The organism is Streptomyces sp. NPDC048002, from assembly GCF_040653275.1.
In the GTDB taxonomy this organism is placed as follows: Bacteria; Actinomycetota; Actinomycetes; order Streptomycetales; family Streptomycetaceae; genus Streptomyces.
The window spans coordinates 1-20,624 of sequence record NZ_JBEZNL010000063.1; the positions used below are offsets into that span (position 1 = coordinate 1).

General features: G+C 73.3%; 11 protein-coding genes. 8 read left to right on the top strand and 3 right to left on the bottom strand.

Annotation, left to right across the window (positions count from 1 at the left end; translation table 11 throughout):
• The first annotated feature begins 176 nt into the window (after window positions 1-176).
• From AB0E07_RS38370 to moeZ, 5 genes are all read left to right on the top strand, one after another.
• A complete protein-coding gene (locus AB0E07_RS38370) occupies window positions 177-1,928 on the top strand; it encodes a DUF3492 domain-containing protein (RefSeq protein ID WP_362262673.1) in 1,752 nt (583 codons plus the stop codon).
• Window positions 1,925-3,214, top strand: coding sequence for a hypothetical protein (locus AB0E07_RS38375; RefSeq protein ID WP_362262675.1), 1,290 nt, complete (start codon window positions 1,925-1,927; stop codon window positions 3,212-3,214). The genes AB0E07_RS38370 and AB0E07_RS38375 overlap by 4 nt, the downstream gene beginning before the upstream one ends.
• Window positions 3,215-3,343: 129 nt before the next feature.
• Window positions 3,344-4,303: an NAD-dependent epimerase/dehydratase family protein gene (locus tag AB0E07_RS38380; protein WP_362262677.1), complete on the top strand. Its 960-nt coding sequence runs from the start codon at window positions 3,344-3,346 to the stop codon at window positions 4,301-4,303.
• On the top strand, window positions 4,291-5,040 hold the full coding sequence (locus AB0E07_RS38385) for a spherulation-specific family 4 protein (RefSeq protein WP_362262679.1): 750 nt from the start codon (window positions 4,291-4,293) through the stop codon (window positions 5,038-5,040). The genes AB0E07_RS38380 and AB0E07_RS38385 overlap by 13 nt, the downstream gene beginning before the upstream one ends.
• Window positions 5,041-5,103: 63 nt before the next feature.
• Window positions 5,104-6,282, top strand: coding sequence for an adenylyltransferase/sulfurtransferase MoeZ (gene moeZ / locus AB0E07_RS38390; protein WP_362262682.1), 1,179 nt, complete (start codon window positions 5,104-5,106; stop codon window positions 6,280-6,282).
• 65 nt (window positions 6,283-6,347) lie between these two features.
• Here moeZ and AB0E07_RS38395 read toward each other — a convergent pair whose 3' ends face one another.
• The 3 genes from AB0E07_RS38395 to AB0E07_RS38405 all read right to left on the bottom strand — a co-directional run bounded on the left by AB0E07_RS38395 (window position 6,348) and on the right by AB0E07_RS38405 (window position 12,385).
• Window positions 6,348-7,898: an alpha/beta hydrolase gene (locus AB0E07_RS38395; protein WP_362262685.1), complete on the bottom strand. Its 1,551-nt coding sequence runs from the start codon at window positions 7,896-7,898 to the stop codon at window positions 6,348-6,350.
• 136 nt (window positions 7,899-8,034) lie between these two features.
• Window positions 8,035-9,579, bottom strand: coding sequence for an alpha/beta hydrolase (locus AB0E07_RS38400; protein WP_362262688.1), 1,545 nt, complete (start codon window positions 9,577-9,579; stop codon window positions 8,035-8,037).
• Between the two features lie 58 nt (window positions 9,580-9,637).
• Window positions 9,638-12,385, bottom strand: a complete 2,748-nt coding sequence (locus AB0E07_RS38405; protein WP_362262691.1) for a lysylphosphatidylglycerol synthase transmembrane domain-containing protein — start codon at window positions 12,383-12,385, stop codon at window positions 9,638-9,640.
• Window positions 12,386-12,571: 186 nt separating this feature from the next.
• Between AB0E07_RS38405 and AB0E07_RS38410 the strand changes: the two genes are divergently transcribed.
• The 3 genes from AB0E07_RS38410 (at window position 12,572) to AB0E07_RS38420 (ending at window position 20,614) form a co-directional block, all read left to right on the top strand.
• Window positions 12,572-12,958: an MGMT family protein gene (locus tag AB0E07_RS38410; protein WP_362262694.1), complete on the top strand. Its 387-nt coding sequence runs from the start codon at window positions 12,572-12,574 to the stop codon at window positions 12,956-12,958.
• Between the two features lie 257 nt (window positions 12,959-13,215).
• Complete coding sequence (locus AB0E07_RS38415) at window positions 13,216-16,935, top strand: ATP-dependent DNA helicase (RefSeq protein ID WP_362262697.1); 3,720 nt, start codon at window positions 13,216-13,218, stop codon at window positions 16,933-16,935.
• Between the two features lie 145 nt (window positions 16,936-17,080).
• The gene (locus AB0E07_RS38420; protein WP_362262700.1) at window positions 17,081-20,614 is read left to right on the top strand and encodes an ATP-dependent DNA helicase; all 3,534 of its coding nucleotides are present in this window, start codon (window positions 17,081-17,083) and stop codon (window positions 20,612-20,614) included.
• Window positions 20,615-20,624: the final 10 nt, after the last annotated feature.

Sequence of the window (20,624 nt, forward strand, 5' to 3'; positions counted from 1 at the left end):
TCTATATCACCCTCCCCCCCCCCGGCCCCCCTAGCTTATAACTCCCTCCACCCCCCCTCGGGGGCGCCTCCCCCCCCCCCCCGCCCCCCCCCCACCGCCTTGTCCGCATACGTTCGTCCCGCTGCGAGCCGCCGGGTCAACGGCGGCTCCCCTTAAGGGAGATCGGGGGTGCACACGTGCGCATCGGACTGCTTACGGAGGGTGGCTATCCGTATGTGAGCGGTGACGCCAGGCTCTGGTGCGACCGGCTCGTGCGCGGGCTCGGGCAGCACGAATTCGACGTCTACGCGCTCAGCCGCAGCGAGCACCAGGAGGACGAGGGCTGGGTCCCGCTGCCGCCGCAGGTCAGGCGGGTACGGACGGCGCCGCTCTGGAACGCGGACGACGATCTCGGCGCGGGCCGGCTCAAGGGCCTGGTCGGCAGGGTCGTCACCGGAGACGGATGGGCGCGCGGCCGCCACGCGCGCCGGCGGTTCATGGAGCACTACGGCGCACTGGCGACGGTGGTGTGCGCCGGAGCGGACGGAGAACGCGCCGCCGAGACGTCGGCCGACATGGCGGACCGTTTCGGCAGCGCGCTGTACGGGCTCGCCGAACTCGCCCGGGACGAGGGCGGCCTGGCGGGTGCACTCCGCTCCGAGACCGCCGTACGCGCCCTGGAGCGCGCCTGCCGGGCGCCGGGCGCCCTCCGTACGGCCCGCGAGGCGCGCGTCCCCGAACTGCTCACGGTCGCCGCCGCCCTGGAGCGCGCCCTGCGCCCCCTCTCGCTCGACTGGTACGAGGAGGACGGGCTGGGCTCGGTCGACCTCTGCCACGCCGCCTCCGGCGGCTCCGCGGCGCTTCCCGGACTGCTCGCCCGCCACTTCTTCGGCGTGCCCCTGCTGGTCACGGAGTACGGCGTGCGCCTGCGCACGCACTACCTCGCCGCCACCGACGACCCGCCCGCCGTCCGAGCGCTGCTCGCCGCCTTCCACGGCCGGCTCGCCGCGGAGATCTACGGCCGGGCCGAGATCGTCACCTCCGGGAACGCGCACGCCCGCCGCTGGCAGGAACACTGCGGCGCCGACCGCGCCAAGCAGCGCACCGTCCACCCCGGCATGGACGCCTCCCGCTTCGCCGAGATCGGCGAGGCCCCGGAGAGCGCCGACCCGGACACCGTCGTCTGGGCCGGCCGGGTGGAACCCGCCAAGGACCTGGTCTCGTTGCTGCACGCCTTCGCCGAGATCCGCAAGGAGGAACCGAAGGCGCGGCTGCGTGTCGTCGGCGGTCCCGTGGGAGCCGAGGGCGAGGCGTACCTCGGCCACTGCAGGGCACTGGCCGCGCAGCTGTTCCCCGACGAGGCGGACGGGCTGCACGCCGTCGGCGACAACCCCGTCTCCTTCGAGGAGACCGGCGGCCCGGAGCTGCCGACGCCCGCCGACGCGTACGCAGCGGGCGCCGTGACCGTGCTGTCCAGCGTCGTGGAGGGCTTTCCGCTCGGCCTCGTCGAGGCCATGCTGTGCGGCCGCGCGACGGTCTCGACGGACGTCGGCGCCGTGGTGGAGGTCGTCGGCGGCACCGGACTCGTCGTGCCCCCGCGCAATCCGCGCGCGCTCGCCGAGGCGTGCGTGGCTCTGCTCCGTGATCCCGAGCGCCGGGACCGCCTGGGCGCCGCCGCACGCGCGCGGGCCCTCGAACTCTTCACCGTTGAGCAGAACGTCACGGCATTTCACGGCATTTACCTGGAGATCGTGGCGCGCTGCCCGGTCCGCCGGGTGGTGCTCGACGAGGCGGGCGAGCCCCTGCCGTTCGCCTTCCCCGCCGAGGCCCACGTGCCCGGCCGCTGGACGGGCTCGCCGGCGCGACTCGCCGCCCGGGGCGGCCCCGGCTGGCCTCCGGGCCCGCCCGTGCGGGCCACCTCGCACATCACGCCGGAGGGAGCGCGATGAGCGGCCTCGGCGAACTGGACCGCCCCGGTACACCGACCGGCCCCGGAGCCTCCGGGGCCGACGAGGATCCGGTGGGGTTCGGGCCGGCGGAGTCACCGGAGGCTGCGATCCCCGAGGGAGGCGTCCCCGCGGAGGCGGCCGTACGGCTGGAGGCCCCCGTCCCGTCCGTCCCGGTGGAACGGCGGCGGACCCCGGTCCGCCCCCGGGCCGGGGCCGACCCGGTGAAGGCGCTGATGCACCGTCATCGGGAACTGTGCGAACGGGCGGTGGACCCCCTGGAGATCGCCGCGGGCCTGGAGGCGCACGGCGTCACCGACCGTACCGCGGCCCGCTTCCGCCACCGGGACGTCTTCTCCCTCGCCGAGGAGATGTACGCGCGCGTGCCCCGTGACAGCGACACCCCGGCACGCACCGCGATCCCGGACGCGCCCCGGGTGCGGGCCGACTGGGCCGTACTCGCCCTGCTCCCCGGGGCGTTGTGCGCGGCGGGAGTGGCAGGGATCCGGCTCACCGACGGACAGGCACGTCTCGCCGTGGTGGCCGTCACGATCCTGGCCGTGGCGGTGGGCCTGCGCGTCGCCCTGTCCCGAGGCCCGCTGCGCATCGCCGACCGCGCCCCGCGCCCCACCGCGTTCTGGGCCTACGGCCTGATCGCCTACGCGGTGCTCGGCGACGCGGTGCTCCGGGCGCTCCTCGCGCCGGGGCCCGACATCCTCCCCACCCGCCTCCCGGACGGACCGTGGCCGCCGGACACCTCGGGGCTGCTCGCCCTGGCGCTGTCCTGCGCCCCCGCCGCGGCGTGCGCCCACCTCTTCGCCACCCGTGCCCGCCGCAGACTCGCGGCGAGCCGCGGCCTCGCCGAGTACGCGACCTCCGTACAACCCCTGCTGCTGGGCGCGTTCGCCCTGTACCTCGCCGCGCTCACCGCCCTGCTGGCCCTGTGCGCGGCCGTCCTGGGCGAGACGGCCGCGTACCCCCGGTTCCTCGCCCTGGGCGCCCTCCTGCTCCTCGCGCGTCTCCTCTCCGCCCGCCGTTTCACCCACGCCCCCGCCGCGGTCCTAGCCGTGGTGACGGCCGCCGAAGCCGTGGCGCTCGCCTCGGCCTTCGCCGCTCGCTTCCCCGGGTGCGGCTTCCTCGCCACCCCCGTGGAGTCGCTCGTCACCGCGTGGGGGCCGGGCGCCGTTCCCGCACTCGCCTGCGGTCTCGGCGCCCTGACCCTGCTCATCCACTCCTCCCGCACCCTGACCCGGGCCTCGGCCCACGCCGCACCGGACACCCCGTGCTGACGCGCCCGTTGCGTGCGGGCGCGTGCTCCCTCCGCGCGCCCGGGTCACCGCAGGACCGGACCACCCCTCTGAAGGAGAACCTCACATGATCACCTCCCGACCCGAGCTCTCGGCCACGGGAGCCGCGCGATGAGAGTCCTGCTGATCGGAGCCAACGGCTACCTCGGCCGGTTCGTCGCCGACCGCCTGCTCGCCGACCCGGCCGTCCAGCTCACCGCCCTCGGCCGCGGCGACGACGCCGATGTCCGCTTCGACCTCGCGTCCGGCAGCCCCGGTGCCCTCACCCGCTTCCTCGACGCGGTCCACCCGGGTGTCGTCATCAACTGCGCCGGCGCCACCCGGGGCGGCGCCCGTGAGCTGACCCGCCACAACACCGTCGCCGTCGCCACCGTCTGCGAGGCGCTGCGCCGCAGCGGCTGCGGGGCCCGCCTGGTGCAGATCGGCTGCGGCGCCGAGTACGGCCCCAGCCAGCCCGGCTCCTCCACCGCCGAGGACGCCGTGCCCCGCCCCGGCGGCCCGTACGGGGTGAGCAAGCTCGCCGCCACCGAACTCGTCCTCGGCTCCGGTCTGGACGCCGTCGTGCTCCGCGTGTTCTCACCCGCCGGGCCCGGAACACCGGCCGGTTCCCCGCTCGGCCGGCTCGCCGAGGCGATGCGCCGCGCCATGCAGTCCGGCGACGGCGAACTCAAGCTCGGCGGCCTCGGCGCCCAGCGCGACTTCGTCGACGTCCGCGATGTCGCCCGCGCGGTGCACGCCGCCTCGCTCTCCGCCGCGCAGGGCGTCATCAACATCGGCTCGGGCCGGGCCGTCCGGCTCCGCGACGCGGCCGCCGTCCTCGCCCGCGTCGCCGGATACGGCGGCGCCCTCCACGAACTCGACGGCCCGCCGGGACCGCTCCGCGCGGCCATCGGCCACCCCCGCTCCGAGTCCGACCACGCCGCGCCCGTGGCGTACCCGTACCCCGACGGCTGCGGCAACTGGCAGCAGGCCGACGTGCGCACCGCACGCGACCGCCTCGGCTGGCGCCCCCGGATCAACCTGGAGGAGTCCCTCGCCGACATCTGGATGGAGGCGGCATGCCGCATCTGACCAGCGCCGCGCCGGGCACCGCCGACACCGGTCTGCGCACCGGTCTCGGCGTCCCCGGGTTCGCCCACCCGCTCGTCGCCCCGACCGAGTGGGCCGAACTCACCCGCCCCGGCACGCCCGTCCACTGGGCGGCCCTCGATGTCTCCGAGGGCCCCGGGAGCCGCCCCGACCCGCACTGCGCACAGGCCGTCGTCCGGCTGCGCAACGCCGGAGTGCGGGTCCTCGGCCGCCTGGACACCACCTACGGCGCCAGGCCCTTCGGGGAGGTGATCTCCGAGGCGCACCGCTATCTCGACTGGTACCAGGTCGACGGCTTCCTGCTGGACCGCTGTCCCGCGGAGCGGACAGCGCTTCCGGAGATCCGCCGGACCCTCGCCACCCTGCGCGCGCTCCGCGACGGCGCCCACCTCGTCCTCGGCCACGGCCTGCACCCCTACCCCGGCTACGCCGAGGTCGCCGACCAACTGGTCACCTTCTCCGGCCCGTGGAGCGACTACCGCTGGTCGCAGGTGGCCGAGTGGACCGCGGACTATCCCCCCGACCGTTTCTGCCACTTCGTCCACGGAATGCCCCGCGGCCATCTGGAGGAAGCGCTGCGCATCGCCCGCTGGCAGGGGGCCGCCACGATCTGGTTCACCGACCGCACCGACGGCGGCGGCCGCCTCGACCCCTGGGAGAGCATGCCCGGCTACTGGGACGAAATCGTCTCGCGGATCGGAACGGGTGTCTCGGAATGAAAAAGGCCATGGCACTGTTACGGGGAGAACAACCGTAGTGATGAACCGACCAACGGAGCCCCCGTGTCGCTGCCACCCCTGGTCGAGCCAGCTCCTGAGCTCACCGTAGACGAGGTCCGCAGGTACTCCCGCCACCTGATCATCCCCGACGTCGGGATGGACGGGCAGAAGCGGCTGAAGAACGCCAAGGTGCTCTGTGTGGGCGCCGGCGGCCTGGGCTCGCCGGCGCTGATGTACCTGGCCGCCGCGGGCGTCGGCACGCTCGGCATCGTGGAGTTCGACGAGGTCGACGAGTCGAACCTGCAGCGCCAGATCATCCACAGCCAGGCCGACATCGGCCGTTCCAAGGCGGAGTCCGCGCGCGACTCCGTCCTCGGCATCAACCCGTACGTGAACGTGATCCTTCACGAGGAGCGGCTCGAGGCCGACAACGTGATGGACATCTTCAGCCAGTACGACCTGATCGTCGACGGCACGGACAACTTCGCCACCCGCTACCTGGTGAACGACGCCTGCGTCCTGCTGAACAAGCCGTACGTGTGGGGCTCGATCTACCGGTTCGACGGCCAGGCCTCGGTCTTCTGGTCCGAGCACGGGCCCTGCTACCGCTGCCTCTACCCGGAGCCCCCGCCGCCGGGCATGGTCCCCTCCTGCGCCGAGGGCGGCGTGCTGGGTGTGCTGTGCGCGTCCATCGGCTCCATCCAGGTCACCGAGGCCATCAAGGTCCTCACCGGCACCGGCGATCCGCTGGTCGGCCGACTGATGATCTACGACGCCCTGGAGATGCAGTACCGCCAGGTCAAGGTCCGCAAGGACCCGAACTGCGCGGTCTGCGGCGAGAACCCGACCGTCACCGAGCTCATCGACTACGAGGCCTTCTGCGGCGTCGTCTCCGAGGAGGCCCAGGAGGCGGCCGCCGGTTCGACGATCACTCCCAAGCAGCTCAAGGAGTGGATCGACGACGGCGAGAACATCGAGATCATCGACGTCCGTGAGATCAACGAGTACGAGATCGTCTCCATCCCGGGCGCCAAGCTGATCCCGAAGAACGAGTTCCTCATGGGCACCGCCCTGGAGGGCCTGCCGCAGGACAAGAAGATCGTCCTGCACTGCAAGACGGGTGTCCGCAGTGCGGAAGTCCTCGCGGTCCTGAAGTCCGCGGGCTTCTCCGACGCCGTGCACGTCGGCGGCGGCGTGATCGGCTGGGTCAACCAGATCGAGCCCGACAAGCCGGTCTACTGAGCCGAACCCCCGGCCTGAGCGGCGGGGGCTCCGGGTGCCCGAGGCACCTGGAGCCCCCGCCGTAGTCATGAGCAGACCTTGCCGTCCCTCGGAATCGTCCCCGACACCAGGTACGCGTTCACCGTGGAGTCGACGCAGCTGCTGCCACTGCCGTACGCGCCATGGCCCTCGCCCTTCCAGGTGAGCACCACACCGACGTCCTTGCCCAGTTCGTCCGCCATCCTGCGGGCGCCCTCGTACGGGGTCGCCGGATCCCCGGTGTTGCCGACCACCAGGATCGGCGCCGCCCCGGGCGCGCTCACCTCCGGGGTGTCGTGCTGTCCGGGCACCGGCCAGTCGTGACACCAGCCGGCCGTGTCCCAGCCCAGGAACGAGCCGAAGACCGGTGAGATCCGCTCGAACTCCGGCAGCAGCTTCTTCGTCTCCGCGGCGGTCGGCCGCTGCTTCGCGTCCAGGCACGATATGACCCGCTGGGAGTGCGTCGTCGTGCCGTAGCCGCCCGAGGCGTCACGGTCGTTGTAGCTGTCGGCGAGCGTGAGCAGCTCCGAGCCGTCGCCCTCTTCGGCCGCCTCCAGCGCGCTGGTCAGCGTCGGCCAGCTGGACTCGCTGTACAGCGGAAGCACGATGCCCGTCACGGCCAGCGTCTGGGTCAGCTCGCGGCCCGACGAGGCCGGCAGCGGGTTCGCGTCGAGCCGGTCCAGCAGGTCGGCGATCTTCCGCGACCCCTCCTCGGGGTCCTGGCCGGTGGACTTCAGGTAGTTGTTCAGCGCGCGCTGGAATCCCCGGGCCTGGTTCTTGGCGTGGTCCACGGTGCCGGCGGTCGGGTCGACGACCGCGTCCAGGACCAGGCGTCCCACCCGCTGGGGGAACAGGTTCGCGTACACGCCGCCGAGTTCGGTGCCGTAGGAGATGCCGAAGTAGTGCAGCCTGTCGTCGCCCAGGACCTGGCGCATCAGGTCCATGTCGCGTGCGGTGTCGGTGGTGGAGACGTGCGCCAGCAGCTTCCCGGCGGACTTCTCGCAGCCCTTGCCGAAGTCGGCCGCGTCCTTGAGGTAGGCAGCCTCCTCCGCCGCGGTGTCCGGGGTGCCGTCCACGGCCTCGGCGGCCTGGATCTCCTTGTCACCGCGGCACCGCACCCCCTCGCTGGAGGCGACCCCGCGCGGGTCGAAGCTGACCAGGTCGTAGCGCTCGTGCAGGTCGGACGCGACGGTGGAGTAGTACGGCATCGTCGACACGCCCGACCCGCCGGGGCCGCCGAAGTTGAACAGCAGCGAGCCGATGCGGTCGTCGCCGGTCGCCTCGGAGCGGATCAGCGCTATGCCGATCGTCTCGCCCTCCGGCTCGGACCAGTCCAGGGGCACCTTGAGCGTCGCGCACCGCCAGTCACCGCCCGGTGCGGCGGAGTCGTCGGTGGCCTCGCACTCCTCCCAGTCGAGCTTCTGCGAGGTCAGTGCGGCGGGCAGCGGCGAACCGGTGTCAGGGGAACCGTCCGAAGGAGTCCCGCTGCTGGTCTCCCCGCCCTTGTCGTCACCGCCGTCGTCGCCCCCCGAGCCGCAGCCCGTCACCAGGAGTGCGGTGGCGGCCGTCAGGGCCGCCCATCGTACGAATCGCGCCATGTGCCCTACCCCCTCGCAGGCCGTCCGCACCGGTGCAGCGGATGGCTGTCAGGCCATAGTAGGCGGAGCGCAACCCAGGCGTTCCAGCCTGTGGATAACCTTCTGACCTGCGAGTTTGCTGGAATGTGCTGGGGTGTCAGGAACAGACGGTCCCGGCCGCGGGCACCTTTCCGTTCAGCAGGTAGCCGTCCACGGCACCCTGCACGCACCGGTTCTTGCTGTCGTACGCCCCGTGTCCCTGGCCCTTGTAGGTCAGCTCGACGCCCACGCCCTCGCCGAGGGCCCGCACCATCTTCCGGGCGCCCTCGTAGGGGGTCGCCGGGTCGCCCGTGTTGCCGACGACGAGGATCGGCGCCGAACCGGGCGCGCTCACGTCGGGATGGTCGGCGGCGCCGGCCACCGCCCAGTCCGTGCAGCTGACCATCGACCAGGCCAGGAAGTCGCCGAACAGCTCGGAGGCCGCCTGGAACTCGGGCAGCTTCGACTCCACGTAGTCGGCGGTGTAGCGCGGCTTGTCGTCGGCGCAGTTGATGGAGACGTTGGCGGCGGCGATGTTGCTGTACTCGCCGTTCTCGCTGCGGCCGTTCATCGAGTCGGACAGCAGCATCAGGATCCTGCCGTCACCGTCGTACGCCTGCTGGAGCCCTTCGGTGAGGTACTCCCAGAAGTCCTGCGAGTACAGGGCCTGGGCGATGCCGTTCGTCGCCGCGGTCTGGGTCAGGTCGCGCGGGAAGATGCCCGGCAGCGGCTTGCTGTCCAGGTCGGCGAGCAGTTGGGCGATACGGTCCTTCACGTCCTGCGCGGTGTCCCCGATCGGGCAGTCCTCGACCTTGGAGGTGCAGTCCTCGGCGAAGTTGTCGAGCGCCCGCTGGAACCCCTTGGCCTGGCCGAGCGAGCCCTGCTCGGGCGTCTGCGTGGGATCGACCACCGCGTCGAAGACGGCCCGGCCGACCCGCTGGGGGAACAGGTTCGCGTACACGCCGCCGAGTTCGGTGCCGTAGGAGATGCCGAAGTAGTACAGCTTGTCGTCGCCCAGGACCTGGCGCATCAGGTCCATGTCGCGGGCGGCGTCGGTCGTGCGGACCTGCGGCAGCATCTTCTCGGAGTTCTTCTCGCAGGCCGCGTTGAACTCCCTGGTGTTGTCCAGCAGCTCGGCGCGCTCGGCGGCGTCGTCCGGGGTGGCGTCCTGCTGGAAGTAGGCGTCCAGCTGCTGGTCGTTCTCGCACTCCACCGGCGCGCTGCGGCCCACCCCGCGGGGGTCGAAGCTGACGAGGTCGTAGCGGGTGCGCAGCTTCGCGTAGTCCTCGCCGAAGGCGGGCAGCGTGGTGACACCCGAGCCGCCGGGGCCGCCGAAGTTGAACAGCAGCGAGCCGATGCGCTTGCTCTTGTCGCCGCTGGTTTCCGCCCGGATGAGGGCGATGTCGATGGTGTCCCCCTCCGGGTCGGCCCAGTCCAGGGGGGCCTTCATGGTGGCGCAGCGCCACTCGTCTCCGTCCGGCAACGGCGAGGGGGCGTCGCCGCCGCCCTCCGCCTGCGACGGGGCCGGGCACTCCTCCCAGCTCAGCTTCTGCGCCGTCAGATCCCCGTCCTGGGAGTCGTCGCCGCACCCGGTCAGCAGTGACGACAGCAGCACGGCGGTGGCGGTCAGGACGGTGGCGCTGAGGCGGGAGGGGTTCGGCATGATCCCATCCTGCGGTCGCGCACCACGGGACGCTCGGGGCACGGGCCGTCCGGAGTACCTACAGTGCGCCCTTGCGTGTGAGCTGGTTGAACGCGAACCAGCCGGGCAGGACGGGCAGCCAGAGGGTCAGCAGCCGGTACAGCAGTACGGAGGGTGCCGCGACCTCGCTGGGCAGGCCGACGGCGATCAGACCGACCGTCAGGGTCGCCTCCACCGCGCCCACACCGCCCGGTGTCGGGGCGGCGGAGCCGAGCGCGTTGCCCGCGAGGAAGACCACGGCGACGCTGGCGATGCTGATCGAGGTCGTCTCGTCACCGAACGCCCGGATCGAGGCGTCCAGACACATGACGAAGCAGGCGGTCAGCAGGAGCATGCCGCCGATGCCCGTGATCAGCTTCTGGGGCCGCTGGAGCACGTCCAGCATGCGCGGGACGACACCCGCGAAGAGCGACCGCACGCGCGTGACGACGAACTTCCGCAGGAACGGCACCGAGGTCACCACGAGCACCAGCACCGCGACGGTGAGCAGGCCCGCGATGACCGTGCGGGACGGCGACAGCGACGGCGTCTTCTCCGTACCCGTCAGATAGCCGAAGGCCAGCAGCATCAGGATGTGGCAGCCGAGACCGAACAGCTGGGACGCGCCGACGCTCGCCACCGCGAGCCCCGGCCGCACTCCGGCGCGTTGCAGGAACCGCGTGTTGAGCGCCACCCCGCCCACCGCGGCCGGTGCGACGATCTTCACGAAGGACCCGGCGACCTGCGCCCCCACGGTCCGCATGAAGGGCACCCGCTCCGGCACGAACCCGAGCAGCGCCATCGCCGCCGCGAAGTAGCTGGCCGCGGAGAACAGCACGGCCGCGGCCACCCAGCCCCACTCGGCGTTGGAGACCAGCGGGCCGAACTCGATGTGGGTGAGCTGCGTCAGCAGGAAGTACGCGCCGATGGCGCCGGCGATGAAGCTGATCAGCGTGCGCGGACGCACGCGTTCCAGCCGGGCCGGCTCCACGGGCGCCTGCGGCCTGATCCGCAGGACCTCGTGCCGGATCTGGGTGAGCAGGTCCTCTTCGCGCGCTTCCTCGATGGCCTCGTCGATGGCCCGCTTCTCGGCGCGCGCCTCGGCCCTCACCGTTTTCTTCGCGGTCTTCTCCAGCACGACCGGGGCGCTGTCCTCCGCGGCGGCCTCGGCGCGTGCCTGCTTGGCCAGCCGGGAGGCCTCCAGGACCGCCTCGCGTTCGCGTTCCGCCCGCTCCCGGGCCAGACGGCGCAACGTCGCGCGCGTGGAGCGCGTCAGGGCGATGGGCTGGAGCATGGGCAGACAGGCGGCGACCGCGTCGGGGCCGAGGACGGCCACCGCGGAGGCGACCGCGCGCTCGGCGCCCACCCGGAGGCCGAGGGTGGTCACCAGCTGGGCGACGTCCATGCGCAGCAGCAGCTCGCCGGCCGCGATCTCGCCGCCGCGCAGATCGGTGAGGATCACCGTGCCGGAACGATCCACCAGGATCGCGTCGCCCGACAGTCTGCGGTGCGCGATGCGGCGGGACTGCAGGGCCCGCACCTGGTGCCAGGTGTGCCTCAGCAGCTCGTCGGTGATCTCCTCGTCCCCGAGCGAGTCCAGGGTGCGTCCGCCGGTGTGCTCGTAGACCAATATCACCGCGTCGGGGCCCAGCTCGGAGGTGGCGATCAGCTTCGGCGCGTTGGCGCCGGCGGCGATGGCCGCGTAGGCGAGCAGGGCCTCTTGTTCAAGGGCCTGGCGCAGTGACTGGAGGCTGCGGCGGGTGGCGATGCCGCGCAGGGTGAGATTGCGCCAGACGCGGTAGAAGAAGGCCTGGGCCTGCTGTTCGCGGTCGACCACCGTGACGTCCAGCGGCGGGCCGTCCTCCAGGGTGACGAAGTAGCGCCGGCCGCGGTCGCCGTTGTCGGCGTGGTCCGCCGTCTCCTCCCGGGCCGCGCTGACCGGGTGGAAGCCGACCGTACGCAGTCCGGCCATCAGCGTCCGGCCGGTCGGCCGCACGTTCGGGGAGCCCACCGCGTACAGGGTGCCGTAGGCCACGGTCCAGCCGATCAGCACCGTGAGGATGATCGAGAAGGGGGTGGTGTATCCGGTGACGAGCATCGAGAAGGCGTCGAGCAGCAGCACCATCCACAGCACGGCGCGCCATCGGGGCCGCCGGGACATGCCCACGGCGGTCATGTACGCGATGACCGGGGCCAGATAGCCGTGCACCGGGTCGGTGAGAGCGCTGAGGTCGCCGGGGGAGGGCTGGGTGAGCGCCTCCTGGATCGAGTCCGGGGCGGCCTTGGCCACCCAGAGGTCGGTGGCGAGTGTCACACCGTGCGCGAGGACCGCGGCGAGCACACCGTCGGCGATGCGCAGACCGTCGCGCTTGATCAGCCGCTCGATCGCGAAGGCGACCGGGACCAGCAGGATCGCGATGCTGGAGGCCAGCCCCGCGATCTTGATGAGCAGGTCGGGTGCCTGTCCGGTGCCCTTGTTGATGTCCTGTTCGAGACCCGAGGTGGTGCCGTGCGCGAACGCGGCGACGGCCAGCAGCACCACCACCGCGAGGACGCCCACCAGCAGCCGCATGAGGTCGGAGGGGCGGTGCACGCGCGCGGGGAGCAGCGGTTCGTCGCCCTCCACCTCGTCGGTGTGCGGATCGTCTGGGTCCGGCGCGGGCGCTCGCCCGGTGGGCCGGTCGGCGTCGTTCGTCTCCCCGCCCTTCCTGTCGTCGGCGGCGTCCGGGCGCGACGAATCCTCAGACGTGCTCTCCGCATCCTCGGGGTGCACACCCTGCTGCTTCATCGTCTCTTCTTGATCTCGTATCAAAGGTCACCGCCCGCACGATGGTGGCATGCTCCACCGACACACGGGGGCGTCAGGGTGCACAAGCGGGGGCGCACAGTCTGCCCGACGCGCCGCTTCCGGGCGAGGGTCACGCACCGTCGCGAGCCCGTCACATTGTCGGTGGGGTGGTGCAGGATGGGGCGGATGAGCGAGGAGAGCCTTCCGCGGGACGCCCGCCCGGAGTACACGGACGCGCTGCCCGAGTATGCCGAGCGGGTCCTGGAGGTCGCGGAGCTGATCCCTCCGGGACGGGTCATGACCTACGGGGACGTCGCCGAGTGGCTTCAGGAGGGCGGCCCGAGGCAGGTCGGCCGGGTGATGGCCCTGTACGGCGGCGCCGTGCCGTGGTGGCGTGTCGTCCGGGCGGACGGCGCGCTGCTGCCGGGGCACGAACTGCGCGCGCTCGGGCACTACCGCGCCGAGGGCACGCCCCTGAAGGAGGCGGGCCGGACCGCCGAGGACCACCTGCCGCGCCTGGACATGAGACGGGCGCGATGGGACGGCGACGAACGCGCGGAAAGTCACACCTGACAGCTTCGGCCATCCGCCGGGCCGCGGTGCGGCCTGTGACGCGTACGGGGGAACAGGGGCACGTCCGTGGCATGACGTACGTTCGTGAGCCGAGGGACGTATGCGGCACGAGCGCCCCGAGGGATGAATCGGAAGCCCTGCTTCCGCCGGATCCGTCGGCGTAGCGTCGGCTGCGCACATCCCCCTCATCCCGCCGCCCCCGCCTTCCACACGCGGGGGCCGACCCACCAGCACACCCACCAGGACCGGCGAACCACGTGAGCTCCTCCTTCTCCACCAGGCGCCTGCCGCACCCCCCGGTGCGGCAGGGGAGCCGTGGCGCTTACCGGCTGCTCCGTACCCCGCCGGCCCGGGTGGACCCCCCTCGTCTGGACGCGGCCCAGCGCTCCGTGGTTGACCACGCGGGCGGCCCCCTCCTCGTGCTCGCCGGTCCCGGCACGGGGAAGACCACGACGCTGGTGGAGTCCGTGGCACGGCGGATCGCCCGCGGCGGCGATTCCGCACGCATCCTGGTGCTGACCTTCAGCCGCAGGGCCGCCGTCGAACTGCGCGACCGCATGGCCCTGCGCACCGGCGCCGCGCGCGCCCCCCAGGCGACCACCTTCCACTCGTTCTGTTACGCCCTGGTCCGCGCCCACCAGGACAGCGAGCTGTTCGTGGAACCGCTGCGGCTGCTGTCCGGGCCCGAGCAGGACGTGGCCGTGCGTGAACTGCTCGCGGGCCAGCCCGACCTGGAGCGGCTCGGCCTGGCCTCCGTGCGCTGGCCCGACGACCTGCGCGCCTGCCTGACCACACGGGGCTTCGCCGACGAGGTCCGGGCGGTGCTCGCGCGCAGCCGCGAACTGGGCCTGGGCCCCGACGCCCTCGACGCCTTCGCCCGCCGCATCGGCCGCCCCGACTGGCGGGCCGCCGCCGCCTTCCTCGCCGAGTACCTCGACGTCCTCGACCTCCAGGGCGTCCTCGACTACGCCGAACTCGTCCACCGCGCGGTGCTCCTCGCCGGGCGCCCCGACGTCGGCCGACGGCTCGCCGAGCAGTACGACGCCGTCTTCGTCGACGAGTACCAGGACACCGACCCGGCCCAGGTGCGGCTGCTGCACGCGCTGGCCGGGGGCGGGCGCACCCTGGTCGCCTTCGGCGATCCGGACCAGTCGATCTACGCGTTCCGCGGCGCCGACGTGAACGGCATCCTGGACTTCCCCGAGGCCTTCGCGCGCGTGGACGGCCGCCCGGCGCCGGTCGCGGTGCTGCGCACCTCGCGCCGCTCCGGGGCCGCGCTGCTGGCGGCCACCCGGCTGCTGACCCAGCGGATGCCCCTGACCCGGCTGCCCGCCGACAAGGTCCGCGCCCATCGCGAACTCGCGCCCGTCCGGGACGGGGGCCGCGTAGAGGCGTACACCTACCCGACCGCCGGCACGGAGCTGGACAACGTCGCCGACATCCTGCGCAGGGCCCACCTGGAGGACGGCGTCCCGTGGCGCGAGATGGCCGTGCTCGTGCGCGCCGGCTCCCGCACCATCCCCACGGTCCGGCGCGCGCTCACGGCCGCGGGCGTCCCGCTGGACATAGACGGCGACGATCTCGCCCTGCGCCACGAACCGGCGGTGGCCCCCCTGCTGACGGCCCTGCGGGCGGTCGCGGAGGCGGAGGCCCGGGAGAGCGACGTGGGGGGTGCGGACGGTGCCACCGGGGTGGACGCCGATGCCGGGCCCGGGGCGGATCCCGGCGCCGGCTCCGGTGTCGGGCGTGGGGTGGATTCCGGCGCCGGTACCGGTGCCGGGCCTGGGGCGGATCGTGACGCCGGCTCCGGTGTCGGGCCTGGGGCGGATCCCGGTGCCGGTACCGGTGTCGGTACCGGTGTCGGGCGTGGGGTGGATTCCGGCGCCGACACGGTTGCCGGGCCTGGGGCGGATCGCGGCGTCGGCTCCGATGTCGGGCCCGGGGCGGATCCCGGTGCCGGCACCGGTGCCGGGCCTGGGGTGGATCCAGACGCTGACACCGAGGCGGAGGCTCATGCCAGTCCGGAGGTGGATCCCGGCGTCGACACCGAGGCGGACGCCGACACCGGCACCCCCGCCGAGGACCAGCAGACCGCGGACGCCTGCTGGCTCGGCACCGAGACCGCACTCACCCTCCTCACCTCCCCCCTCGCCGGCATGGACGCGGCCGACCTGCGCCGCCTCGGGCGTGCCCTGCGCGACGAGGAGCGGGCGGCCGGGGTCGCCCTGCCGCCGCCGTCCGACGAACTGCTCGCCCGCGCGCTCGCGGAGCCGGAGCGACTGGTTGCCCACGACCCCGGGTACGCGCGCGGAGCGCAGCGGCTCGGCGCGCTGCTCCGCAGGGCACGGGAACGCCTCGCGGACGGCGGGACGGCCGAGGAGGCGCTCTGGGACCTGTGGAACGGCACGCCGTGGCCCGCGCGTCTGGAGCGGGCGGCCCGGCGCGGCGGCGCGGCGGGCCGCAACGCCGACCGCGACCTGGACGCCGTGTGCGCGCTGTTCGCGACCGCCGCCCGTTCCGAGGAGCGCACCGGCGGCCGCGGCGCGCTGAACTTCCTGGAGGAGATCGAGGCCGAGGACATCGCCGCCGACACCCTCACCCGGCGCGCCCTGCGTCCCGACGCGGTCCGGCTGATGACCGCGCACCGCTCCAAGGGCCTCGAATGGCGGCTGGTCGTCGTCGTGGGCGTCCAGGAGGGGCTGTGGCCGGATCTGCGCCGCCGCGGCTCCCTGCTGGAGGCCGACCGGATCGGCCGCGACGGACTCGCCGAGCCCCTCACCCCCGGCGCACTGCTGGCCGAGGAGCGCCGCCTGTTCTACGTGGCCGCCACGCGCGCGCGTGAGCGCCTCGTCGTGACCGCCGTGAAGGCCCCCGCGGACGACGGCGACCAGCCCTCCCGCTTCCTGACCGAACTCGGCGTCGAACCCAAGGACGTCACGGGACGCCCACGGCGCCCGCTGTCCGTGGCCGCCCTGGTCGCCGAGTTGCGCGCCACCACGGTGGACCCGCGCGTGTCGGGAGCGCTCAGGGAGGCCGCCGCCGGCCGGCTGGCCAGACTCGCCGCCCTCGCCGACGAGGACGGCCGCCCGCTGGTGCCCTCGGCCCACCCCTACCGCTGGTGGGGCATGTTCGAGCCGACCGAGAGCAAGGTCCCGCTGCGCGACCGGGAGCAGCCCGTCGTGCTCTCCGGAAGCGCCCTGGACCAGCTCGCCAACACCTGTTCCCTCCAGTGGTTCCTGGGCCGCGAGGTGAAGGCCGACGCCCCCGCGACCGTCGCCCAGGGCTTCGGCAACGTCGTGCACGTCCTCGCCGACGAGGTGGCCTCCGGGCACACGCCCGCCGACCTCGCCGTCCTCATGGAGCGCCTGGACTCGGTGTGGAACGCGCTCGCCTTCGACGCGCCGTGGAAGTCGGCGCAGGAGAAGGAGAACGCGCGCGTGGCGCTCGAACGCTTCCTGAAGTGGCATGTCACCGACCGCACCGGCCGTACGCCGGTCAGCAGCGAGCACGACTTCGACGTCACCCTCGAAGCGGGCGACTACGAGGTCCGCATCCGCGGCCAGATGGACCGCGTCGAGGCGGACGGCGAAGGCCGCGCGTACGTCGTCGACTTCAAGACCGGCAAGCAGGCGCCGAGCGCGGCCGAGGTGGCCCGCCACCCCCAGCTCGCCGTCTATCAGCTCGCCGTCCGCGAAGGCGCCGTCGACGAGGCGTTCGACGGGCGGCGACCCGAGCCGGGCGGCGCCGAACTCGTGCAGCTGCGTCAGGGCGCGGCCAAGCGGGACGGTGGTGAGACCCTGCCCAAGGTGCAGGCCCAGGAGCCCCTGGAAGGGGAGTGGGTGGGCGAACTGCTGGCCACCGCGGCCGGCAAGGTCCTCGACGAGCGCTTCACGCCGACCGCCGGGCAGCACTGCACCCACTGCGCCTTCCGGGCGTCGTGCAGCGCGCGGCCCGAGGGACGGCACGTCGTCGAGTAGCGGTACGAGGGGAGTGGCAGCACCCGGCGGAGTGCCGACACCAGGGCAGAGTGACGGACGGCACCACCTGTGCTGACCTGCGGCTCCTCCCTCCCCGCGGCGGATTCGTCCGCCGCTGTCAGTCCGCGCCGCTAGCCTCTCTGAGGTGCCGCCACGTATCACCGACCCCGAGCAGCTCAAAGAGCTCCTCGGCATCCCGTTCACCCCGGAGCAGACGGCGTGCATCACCGCGTCGCCCGCCCCGCAGGTGATCGTGGCCGGAGCCGGGTCGGGCAAGACCACGGTGATGGCCGCCCGAGTGGTGTGGCTGGTGGGCACCGGCCAGGTCGCGCCCGAGCAGGTCCTCGGCCTGACCTTCACCAACAAGGCCGCCGGTGAACTAGCCGAGCGCGTCCGCAAGGCGCTGATCAAGGCGGGCGTCACCGACCCCGACGTCATCGACCCGGACAGCCCGCCCGGCGAGCCGGTGATCTCGACGTACCACGCCTTCGCCGGCCGCCTGCTGACCGACCACGGGCTGCGCCTCGGCCTCGAACCGACCTCCCGGCTGCTCGCCGACGCCACCCGCTACCAGCTGGCCGCCCGGGTGCTGCGCGAGGCCCCGGGCCCGTACCCGGCACTCACCCGCTCCTTCGCCGACCTCGTCAGCGACCTCCTCGCGCTCGACGCCGAACTCGCCGAACACCTCGTACGCCCCGAAGCACTGCGCGCCCACGACGCCGGGCTGCTGCTGACCCTGAACGGCGCCAAGCTCACCAACGCCGACCTGCGCAAAGTCCCCGAGACGGCCGCCGCCCGCCGGGAACTGGCCGAACTGGTGATCCGCTACCGGGCCGCCAAGCGCGATCGGGACCTGCTCGACTTCGGCGACCAGATCGCCCTGTCGGCACAGCTCGCCGGCATCCCGGAAGTGGGCCGCGTGCTGCGCGAGGAGTTCCGCGTGGTCCTCCTCGACGAATACCAGGACACCTCCGTCGCCCAGCGCATCCTGCTGGCGGGCCTGTTCGGCGCCGGCACCGGCCATCCGGTCACCGCCGTCGGCGACCCCTGCCAGGCGATCTACGGCTGGCGCGGCGCCTCCGTGGCCAACCTCGACGACTTTCCCGAGCACTTCGCCCAGGCCGACGGCAGCCCCGCCACCCGCCAGGCCCTCAGTGAGAACCGTCGCAGCGGCGGCCGCCTCCTCGACCTCGCCAATGACCTCGCCGGACCCCTGCGCGCCATGCACGCGGGCGTGGAGGCCCTCCGCCCGGCCCCCGGCGCCGAACGCGACGGCACGGTCCGCTGCGCGCTGCTGCCCACCCACGCCGAGGAGATCGGCTGGATCGCCGACTCCGTCGCGCACCTCGTCAACACCGGCACCGCGCCCGGCGAGATCGCGGTGCTGTGCCGCACGGCCGGCGACTTCGCCGAGATCCAGGGCGCGCTCGTCGCCCGGGACGTCCCCGTCGAGGTCGTCGGACTCTCCGGACTGCTGCACCTGCCCGAGATCGCCGACCTGGTCGCGGTCTGCGAGGTGCTCCAGGACCCCGGCGCCAACGCCTCCCTGGTGCGGCTGCTGTCCGGCCCGCGCTGGCGCATCGGCCCCCGCGACCTCGCCCTCCTGGGGCGCCGCGCCCGCTTCCTGGTGTCCCACGCGCGCGTGGACGGCGACGACGACCCGGACCGGAGGCTCGCCGAGGCGGTCGAGGGGGTCGACCCCTCCGAGGTGATATCGCTCGCGGACGCCCTGGACACGTTCCTGGAGACGCCCCTGGACGGCGCGGGTGACGACGACGGGCTGCCCTTCTCGCCGGACGCGCGCGTGCGGTTCGCCCGCCTCGCCACCGAACTGCGCGAACTGCGCCGCTCCCTGTCCGATCCGCTGATGGACGTCCTGCACCGGGTCCTGGCCGTCACCGGTCTTGAGGTGGAGCTGTCGGCGTCCCCGCACGCCCTGGCCGCCCGCCGCCGCGAGACCCTGTCGAACTTCCTCGACGTCGCCGCCTCCTTCGCGGCGGGCGACGGCGAGGCGAGCCTCCTGGCCTTCCTGGGCTTCCTGCGCACGGCCGCCCAGTACGAGAAGGGCCTCGACAACGCCCTCCCCGGCGGCGAGAACACCGTCAAGGTGCTCACCGCGCACAAGTCCAAGGGCCTCGAATGGGACGTGGTGGCCGTCCCCGGCCTGGTCACCGGGACCTTCCCGAGCGCCCAGGGCCGCGAGAAGTGGACCGCGCAGGGCAAGGTGCTGCCGCACGCGCTGCGCGGCGACGCCGACACGCTGCCCGACGTCGAGTCCTGGGACTCGCGCGGCCTGAAGTCCTTCCACGAGGCGATGAAGGACCACCAGCACACCGAGGAACTCCGCCTCGGCTACGTCACCTTCACCCGCCCCCGCTCCCTGCTCCTCGGCTCCGGTCACTGGTGGGGCCCCAGTCAGAAGAAACCGCGCGGCCCCTCCGACTTCCTCCAGGCCCTGTACGAGCACTGCGCGGCCGGGCACGGCGAGATCGAGGCGTGGGCGGAGGAACCGGCCGAGGACGAGGAGAACCCGGCGCTCGGCGCGGCCGACGCCGACCACCTGTGGCCGCTGCCCCTGGACGAGGCGGCGCTGACCCGGCGCAGGGCCGCCGCGGAGACGGTCCTCGCCCACCTGGAGGCGCTCGGCTCCACCCCCGACGACCCCCCTGCGGCCGCCCAGGACCCGGACTGGCCGCCGCCCCCGGACGACGAGGAAGACGCCTACGACCTCACCGAGGAGGACCCCTTCGTCGAGGACCCGTTCATCGAGGACCCCTTCCTCGACGACGCCACCTACGGGAGCGCGCCCTACGACGCCGCCTACGAGGACGCGCCCCACGAAGACGCGCCCCACGAGGACGACACCCCCGAGGCGAGCCGTGGCAGGCACGGGCGTCCGGCCGTTCCGCACCAGGCAACCGCCCCCGACACTCCCGGACGGGCGCGCCTCACCCCGGAGGAGGCCCGCACGGTTGCTTCCTGGGACCGGGACCTCGACGCCCTCACCGGAGAGCTGCTCCGCGCCCGCGACAGCGTCACCGAGGTTCCCCTGCCCGCCTCCCTGACCGCCTCCCAGCTGCTGCTCCTCGCCGCGGATCCGGACGGCCTGGCCCAGGAGCTGGCCCGCCCCATGCCCCGCCCGCCGCAGCCCGCGGCACGCCGTGGCACCCGCTTCCACGCCTGGGTCGAGGCGCGTTTCGAGGAACTGACCCTGCCCATGCTGGAGCCGGAGGAGCTGCCCGGCAGGGACGCGGAGATCGCCGACGAACGGGATCTGGAAGCACTCAAGGAGGCGTTCGAGCGCACCGAGTACGCCCGGCGCACGCCCTACCGGGTCGAGGCGCCCTTCCAGCTGAACCTCGCCGGCCGCGTCGTCCGCGGTCGCATCGACGCCGTCTACAAGCAGGGCGACGGGGCGCAGGCCACGTACGAGATCATCGACTGGAAGACCCACCGCGGGCGGGACGCCGACCCGCTGCAGCTGGCCGTCTACCGGCTGGCCTGGGCCGAGCAGCAGGGGGTGCCGCTGGAGTCGGTCACCGCGGGTTTCCTGTACGTGCGCGGCGGCGAGGTCGTCCGTCCGGAGGGACTTCCGGGCCGCGCCGCCCTGGAGCGGCTGCTGACCGGAGAGCCCTCGTGTGACGAACCGCCCAGCAAGGATGTCCCCGCGGGCCGATAGGCTCGTGACC

Excerpts from the sequence above, each read along its gene's own strand:
- AB0E07_RS38375 (WP_362262675.1), top strand. The coding sequence starts at position 1,925 with ATGAGCGGCCTCGGCGAACTGGACCGCCCCGGTACACCGACCGGCCCC.
- AB0E07_RS38380 (WP_362262677.1), top strand. The coding sequence starts at position 3,344 with ATGAGAGTCCTGCTGATCGGAGCCAACGGCTACCTCGGCCGGTTCGTC.
- AB0E07_RS38385 (WP_362262679.1), top strand. The coding sequence starts at position 4,291 with ATGCCGCATCTGACCAGCGCCGCGCCGGGCACCGCCGACACCGGTCTG.
- AB0E07_RS38395 (WP_362262685.1), bottom strand. The coding sequence starts at position 7,898 with ATGGCGCGATTCGTACGATGGGCGGCCCTGACGGCCGCCACCGCACTC.
- AB0E07_RS38400 (WP_362262688.1), bottom strand. The coding sequence starts at position 9,579 with ATGCCGAACCCCTCCCGCCTCAGCGCCACCGTCCTGACCGCCACCGCC.
- AB0E07_RS38405 (WP_362262691.1), bottom strand. The coding sequence starts at position 12,385 with ATGAAGCAGCAGGGTGTGCACCCCGAGGATGCGGAGAGCACGTCTGAG.
- AB0E07_RS38410 (WP_362262694.1), top strand. The coding sequence starts at position 12,572 with ATGAGCGAGGAGAGCCTTCCGCGGGACGCCCGCCCGGAGTACACGGAC.